Below are 5,777 nucleotides of genomic sequence, written 5' to 3'. Positions count from 1 at the left end.
GAGACCGTGCCGTAGGACAGTCGGGCGGTGAGGGCGGCGGCGAAGGTGCGGCGCGCGTGCGGCAGGCGCAGTACGGCGGCGTACGAGGGCCGCGCGGGGGCATGCGTGGACATGCTGATGTTCCTCTGGTGGAGGCGGAAGAGGGGACACCGAGGGGCGCGAGGGCCTTGAAGCCGGCCTCGCGTCCGGTGTGCGCTCTACGCCAAGGTGAGGAACATGCCCGTCAACTTACCAGCGCGCTAGTACTGGCCAGACACCCTCGACGGCTTCATAGCCGGCACCGGCCTGGCCCTCGACGATCCAAAGTCACCCTGACGAGCTCAGGAGGCGTCATGGCTGCAGGCACATCCTTCATCGATTTCGACAGCCCGGCTCCCCGGCCTCGCGCGATAGACGTCCGCTGGATCCACGGCTCACCGTCGTCCAAGCACAACACTGACCCGGACGTCCAGGTCTACGAGTACGACGAGCACACGGTCATCCTGCGACAGAACATGGCGATCGACTACGAAGCGCCGTTCCTGTTCCTGCTGTTCGGCAATACACGGGCGGTGCTGATCGACACCGGAGCCACCGCGTCCACCGAGTTCTTCCCCTTGCGCCAGGTGGTAGACCAGCTCGTCGACGGCTGGCTCGCCCGCCACCCCCGGCAGGGGTATCACCTGCTGGTACTGCACACCCACGCCCACGACGACCACATCGCGGGCGACGGCCAGTTCGCCGACCGCCCCGACACCACTGTAGTGAGCGCCGACCTGACCAACGCCTGGAAGTATTTCGGATTCGACGAGAACCCCGCCGCCGTGGCGAGGGTCGATCTGGGAGGCCGCAGGCTCGAATGCCTGGCCACCCCCGGGCACCACGAGGCAGCCGTGACGTTCTACGACCCGTGGACCGGGTTCCTGCTCACCGGCGACACGGTCTACCCCGGCCGACTCTACGTCCAGGACTGGTCCGCCTTCGCCCGGACCATCGACCGCCTGATCGACTTCTCCGAACACAGGCCGGTCACCCACATCCTGGGCTGCCACATCGAGATGACTACCGAACCGGGCGTGGACTACCCGGTCCGCACCACCTACCAACCCCACGAACCCCCGCTGCAGATGACCACCGGCCACCTCCACGAGATCCGCACCGCACTCAACGAGATCGGCGACCACCCCCACCGACTCGCGCGCCCCCTCTTCGTCATCTGCCCAGACGACTGAGCCCTGCCCCAGAAGTACCGCCGGCCCGGCCGTAGGGAAAGACCTGGCGTTGGTAGGCGTGAAGCCCCAGGCAGGACAGGTCTGCGAAGATCACGTCCGTAACAACCAAGGGCTCCACGTTGCTCACCTGTGCTGCCATGCTCGACGTCCCGTGCCATGTCGTGGAGAGGTGGCAAGGCTGCTCGCCGCACACCGCCGCCGCATCGGCACCCCGCGCCGATCGCGCGCCCTCGGCCCGTTTCGGCAGGCGGTCCTGGTACTGCGCTGGTTCCGCCGCGTGGGCGCGAGTGACCGGAGGCGATACCGCAGGCAGGCAGCCGCGCCCGAGGACCCCGACTGCGTGCCCGCCGGGACGGTGTGTCAGAGGACGGCGAGCCGGTCCACCAGTAGCTCCACCCTGGGCTCGGCGTCCTCGGGTAGCAGGCGGCCCGCTCGGGTCAGGGTGGCAAGGCCGTGCAGGGCCGCCCAGAACACCTCGGTGAACAGGCCCGGGTGGACGCCGTCGCCGGCGACCTCGTCGAGGGTCTCGAGCAGGGCGGCGAAGGCGTCCTTCAGCGGCTCGGGGGTGTCCTCCTGCGCGTACGCCAGGCCGCCGTCGAGCTGGAACAAGGCGTCGTAGACCGCCGGGTTGCGTGCGGCGAAGTCGAGGTAGGCGCGGGCCAGGGCGGTGACCCGGGCGCGCGGGCCGTCCGCGGCGGAGGTCGCGGCCCGCACCGCCGCGGCCATCTCGGTGGCGCCCTGGAGGGCGACGGCGCCGATGATCTCGCGCTTGCCGCGGAAGTGGCTGTAGAGGACGGGCTGACTGTATTCGATGCGCTCGGCGAGCCGGCGGGTGGTGACCGCGTCCCAGCCCTGCTGCTCGGCGAGTTCGCGGGCGGTCGCGACGATGAGGCGCTCGCGCTCCGCCCGTTCGCGCTCCTTGCGTTCCTGTACTGACATAAATCGATCCTAGCACTGCTAGACAATCGAGCGGCAGCAGTACTAGCGTTGCCTCATCGGCTAGCAACGCTAGATCCCTGGAGGGGTCATCATGCTCGACGCACTCGAGGTCTTCACCACCGTGATCGTCGGCCTGATGGTGGGGGTGGAGTTCTCCGTCGCCTTCGTCATCAACCCGATCTTCAACGCCCTTCCCGAGGACAGTGGCCAACTCGGCCGCGCCCACGGGGGCCGGATGCTCGGCGCCGTGATGCCGTTCTGGTACATCGGCTCGCTCGTCCTCAGCGCGATCTGGGCCGTCGCCGGATGGCACCACCACGGCGCCGGACTCGTCGTCACCGCCGGCGCGCTGCTGATCGTCAGCGTGGTCATGTCGATGCTGCTGCTCGTCCCGATCAACAACCGGGGCAAGACGTGGACCCCCGAGAACCGGCCCGCCGACTGGAAGGAGCAGATGAACCGCTGGGACCGCTTCCACTACGTCCGCGTCGCCGTCATCATCGCCGCCTTCGCCCTGCTCGTCGCCGCCCTCGCCTGAGCCCGCGGGCCGACACCGCCGCGTAGGTGGCGCACACTCCCCACTCCCGGGCGGCAGCCGACGATGCGCACGGATCCACGCCGCCCTCAAAACCCAGGACCGTTCCTGGAGACCGAGCGGGAGTAAGTCCTGTTGCCGGGACTCGTGCTCGGCCGTGTGCCCCGCACGGTGGTGGGCCGACTGGTCCCCCGGTTTTCGCTCCGCATCCGGCGCCGGCGGATCGTGTCCGTGGTCCGGGAATGCGAGGGCGGGTTTCCTGCCCCGGGACAACCGGTCCGGCCTGGACGGTCCGATGCCCCCGCACGATCACTGCGGTCGTGTGGGGGCGGTGCCGTCCGTCGCCACACCGGCGCGCGCACGTCGCGGTCGAGATGCTCCCCCACGCAACGCCACAACGCGTCCACGTGCCATCCGTCGGCAGCAGTTCCCGACCCCGCCGCGGCGCCGGTGCTCACCGAGGTCTCACGGCGGCCGGGCCCCGAGCGGGGCTGCGCGGGCCGGCCGGTCACACGATCGTGGAATCCGCCGGCCGCGAGGCGGCCCGGTTTCTCCCCCCGGTGGCTCAACTGCGCGGCACCAGCGCGGTGAAGTCCCTGAAGAGCAGCTCGGTGTTGTCCGCCCGGACACCGACCCCGCCCGGCGTCAGCAGCGGGCCCGGCGTGCGGTCCTCGGCGGCCAGGACGGTCTGCCCGTCGATGTCGAGGCGGAGGAGCACCGTGCCGGAGGACGTGTTGACCGCGCCAGCCGTCACCCGGGGCCAGGTCCGGTAGGGGTGCATCATCGCCAGGGTGACCAGTTCGGCATCGCTCAGCCGCGGGGCGATACGGACTGGCGGTCGCCGCGGCGCCAAGTCCGGACGCTCCTTCAGCAGGTCATCGGTCGTCGCATAGAGTGCTGTCGCGAGGGTGTCCAAGTTGTGCGTCACAACATGATCTTGGACGCCCTCGTTTCGTCTCTTCAGGCGCTTCATCGTCCCGAGCGAGGGCTGACAGGTAGGGCGGCCCCGGCAGGCGCAACCGGCGGACGGGAACGAAGAAGCCCCAGCCGGGATGTACCCACCAGCTGGGGCCTCTCTTGCGTGTGGCGTTACAGGGGGCGGATGTTCTCCGCCTGCGGGCCCTTCTGGCCCTGCGTAACGTCGAACTCGACCTTCTGGCCCTCCTGCAGCTCGCGGAAGCCCTGGGCGACGATGTTCGAGTAGTGGGCGAAGACGTCGGGGCCGCCACCCTCCTGCTCGATGAAGCCGAAGCCCTTTTCCGCGTTGAACCACTTCACAGTGCCCTTGGCCATGTGCCTGTCTCCTTCGAGGGGACTCGTATCGGGTCCCGCACCGTGCGGGTCCCGGAGGTGATCGCCCTGGTCCGGAGAGGCGTTGAACAGCAAAAACGCCCGCGATGCGATCACGGGCGAACGGGACTTCGGAACCACGACTGCTGATTACGACGCTACACCGGCTGGTGTAGCTCGGCCACAAGACACCACGACGACAACGCGACCCCCGTGGAGAAACCGCCGCCACTGACAGCCGTCCCCCAAATGCGCCTCACCTGCCGTTGGGCGAGGCTGAGGCTATGGCTGAGCGTCGCGTGATCGTGTTCCCGCCCGGAGAGGGTGGCGGCCGTCGCATCCAGGTCGGCAGCGAGACGCTGGGAACCGCATACAGCCTGCATGACCTGAGCGTGTTCCTGGAGCGTGCCGGCCTGGAGGGGTTGGACGTGGTGGACCTGGTGAACTCGCCGCTGATCGAGTGGCACGGTGGCGGCCCGGAGGTATGGGAGCGCTGAACGCCCGTCGGTGGGCTCGCGGCCGTCGTCACCTGTTCGACGCACAGCGGTCGCTGACGCACGCGGGTTCGCGTTCGCTGGGAGCGAGCCCGGCATGCGACCGGAGCTCGCCCCCCATCGAGCCAAGGAGACACAGCCATGGACCAAGGCAAGATCCATGAGTGGAACGCGGACCCGGGCGAGGGAAGCATCAAGAACGACCAAGGTGGTCCCGTGCTGTACTTCACGGTAGACGACCTCGTGATCGACCCCGACGAGATCCATCCCGGGGACACCGTCTCGTTCCAGATCCAAGGACCGGGACGCGCGGCCAAGGTCAACAAGGCCTGAGTCTCGACAGCAGCGCGCGGCAGGCACCACCCGAAGGTGAACGGGTGGTGCCTGCGTGGGTTTCTGGGCCGTGCAGATCAGCCGCGGCCTGGTCGTGAAGGAGCTAGTAGGGTCGGGGACTGGCGCGGTGGCTGCTGCTCCGTTTCCAGTCCCCGCCGCTTCAAACCGTGCATGCGGTTCTCCCGCACACGGCTTTCCGACATCGTTCACCGGCTGGCATGCGCCGTCGCCCCGTGCACGCTCCCTGTCAGGTGGTAGACCCCGAGCCGACTGAGCCACCCGGAGTTGTAGCGGGTGGTCCAGTTCCGGCCCCGTAGGCCGTGTTTCCGGCTGGCGAAGATCGCCAGCCGTTCGTGAACGTAGCCGTTGACCACATTGAACTTCCGCCCAGAGTTCCCGTTGCGGAAGTACGCGGCCCAGCCCCGCAGGACCGGGTTGAGATCGGCGACCACGGCGGACACCGGCCGTTCGGTCTTCGAGGAGACGGTCGCTGCGCGGATCTTGTCCCGCAGTACCCGCATCGCTCGCGCCGAGGGCCAACGTTGCAGGTAGAACCTGCCCCGCCGCCGCCACGATTCCACCTTGCGGTGGTGGAAGCCGAGAAAATCGAAGCCTTGTCCGCCTCGGGCGAGGTGGACGATGCCGGTCTTGTCCGGGTGCAGCTGCAACCCGACCCCGGCCAGCACCCTGCGCGACAGATCCCGCGCCTGCTCGGCACGTTCCTTGCTCGGACACAAGACAACGTAATCGTCGGCGTACCTGATCAGCGTCCCTAACCGACTACCCTCGCGCTGCCACGCCCCGTCGAGGACGTGCAACGCGACGTTCGCCAAAAGGGGCGAAATCGGTGAGCCCTGTGGGGTTTCTGCGCCCGTTGGGGCATTGAGCCTTTCCCGGTAAGCGATCATGCCTGTGTGTGATCGTTTAGACGGTGCGGTCGTATTCGAGCTGGAGCAGGACGAGGGCTGCGGCGGC

At 68.4% G+C, this 5,777-nt stretch carries 7 protein-coding genes and 2 pseudogenes; 4 read left to right on the top strand and 5 right to left on the bottom strand.

Annotation, left to right across the window (positions count from 1 at the left end):
- Positions 1-332: 332 nt before the first annotated feature.
- On the top strand, positions 333-1,211 hold the full coding sequence (locus ACIBJF_RS51700; RefSeq protein ID WP_399184842.1) for an MBL fold metallo-hydrolase: 879 nt from the start codon (positions 333-335) through the stop codon (positions 1,209-1,211).
- 360 nt (positions 1,212-1,571) lie between these two features.
- Here the strand turns inward: ACIBJF_RS51700 and ACIBJF_RS51695 are convergent, their stop codons facing one another.
- Complete coding sequence (locus ACIBJF_RS51695) at positions 1,572-2,150, bottom strand: TetR/AcrR family transcriptional regulator (RefSeq protein ID WP_399184841.1); 579 nt, start codon at positions 2,148-2,150, stop codon at positions 1,572-1,574.
- Between the two features lie 91 nt (positions 2,151-2,241).
- Here ACIBJF_RS51695 and ACIBJF_RS51690 point away from each other — a divergent pair, with 91 nt between their 5' ends.
- Positions 2,242-2,688, top strand: coding sequence for an anthrone oxygenase family protein (locus ACIBJF_RS51690; protein ID WP_399184840.1), 447 nt, complete (start codon positions 2,242-2,244; stop codon positions 2,686-2,688).
- 108 nt (positions 2,689-2,796) lie between these two features.
- On the opposite strand, the pseudogene ACIBJF_RS51685 reads toward ACIBJF_RS51690, so the two are convergent.
- The 3 genes and pseudogenes from ACIBJF_RS51685 to ACIBJF_RS51675 form a co-directional block, all read right to left on the bottom strand.
- Positions 2,797-3,038, bottom strand: a pseudogene (locus tag ACIBJF_RS51685) (IS200/IS605 family accessory protein TnpB-related protein); the annotation flags it as partial.
- A gap of 425 nt (positions 3,039-3,463) precedes the next feature.
- Positions 3,464-3,613, bottom strand: a pseudogene (locus ACIBJF_RS51680) (IS982 family transposase); the annotation flags it as partial.
- 161 nt (positions 3,614-3,774) lie between these two features.
- Positions 3,775-3,978 carry a cold-shock protein gene (locus ACIBJF_RS51675; RefSeq protein ID WP_067045496.1) on the bottom strand — a complete coding sequence of 68 codons (204 nt, stop codon included), beginning with the start codon at positions 3,976-3,978 and terminating at the stop codon, positions 3,775-3,777.
- A 281-nt stretch (positions 3,979-4,259) separates the two neighbouring features.
- Between ACIBJF_RS51675 and ACIBJF_RS51670 the strand changes: the two genes are divergently transcribed.
- The gene (locus ACIBJF_RS51670; RefSeq protein ID WP_153546860.1) at positions 4,260-4,472 is read left to right on the top strand and encodes a hypothetical protein; all 213 of its coding nucleotides are present in this window, start codon (positions 4,260-4,262) and stop codon (positions 4,470-4,472) included.
- 138 nt (positions 4,473-4,610) lie between these two features.
- Positions 4,611-4,802 (top strand): hypothetical protein, encoded by a 192-nt coding sequence (locus ACIBJF_RS51665; protein WP_067045490.1) that lies wholly within the window; start codon positions 4,611-4,613, stop codon positions 4,800-4,802.
- Positions 4,803-5,008: 206 nt separating this feature from the next.
- Here the strand turns inward: ACIBJF_RS51665 and ACIBJF_RS51660 are convergent.
- Positions 5,009-5,777 (bottom strand): group II intron maturase-specific domain-containing protein (locus ACIBJF_RS51660; RefSeq protein WP_399184839.1); only part of this gene is annotated, 769 nt, incomplete at its 5' end.

The sequence above is a fragment of the Streptomyces sp. NPDC050743 genome (assembly GCF_044456925.1).
Taxonomy (GTDB): Bacteria; Actinomycetota; Actinomycetes; order Streptomycetales; family Streptomycetaceae; genus Streptomyces.
The sequence above is the reverse complement of the archived record's forward strand: the minus strand, read 5'-3'. Positions and strand labels throughout refer to the sequence as shown.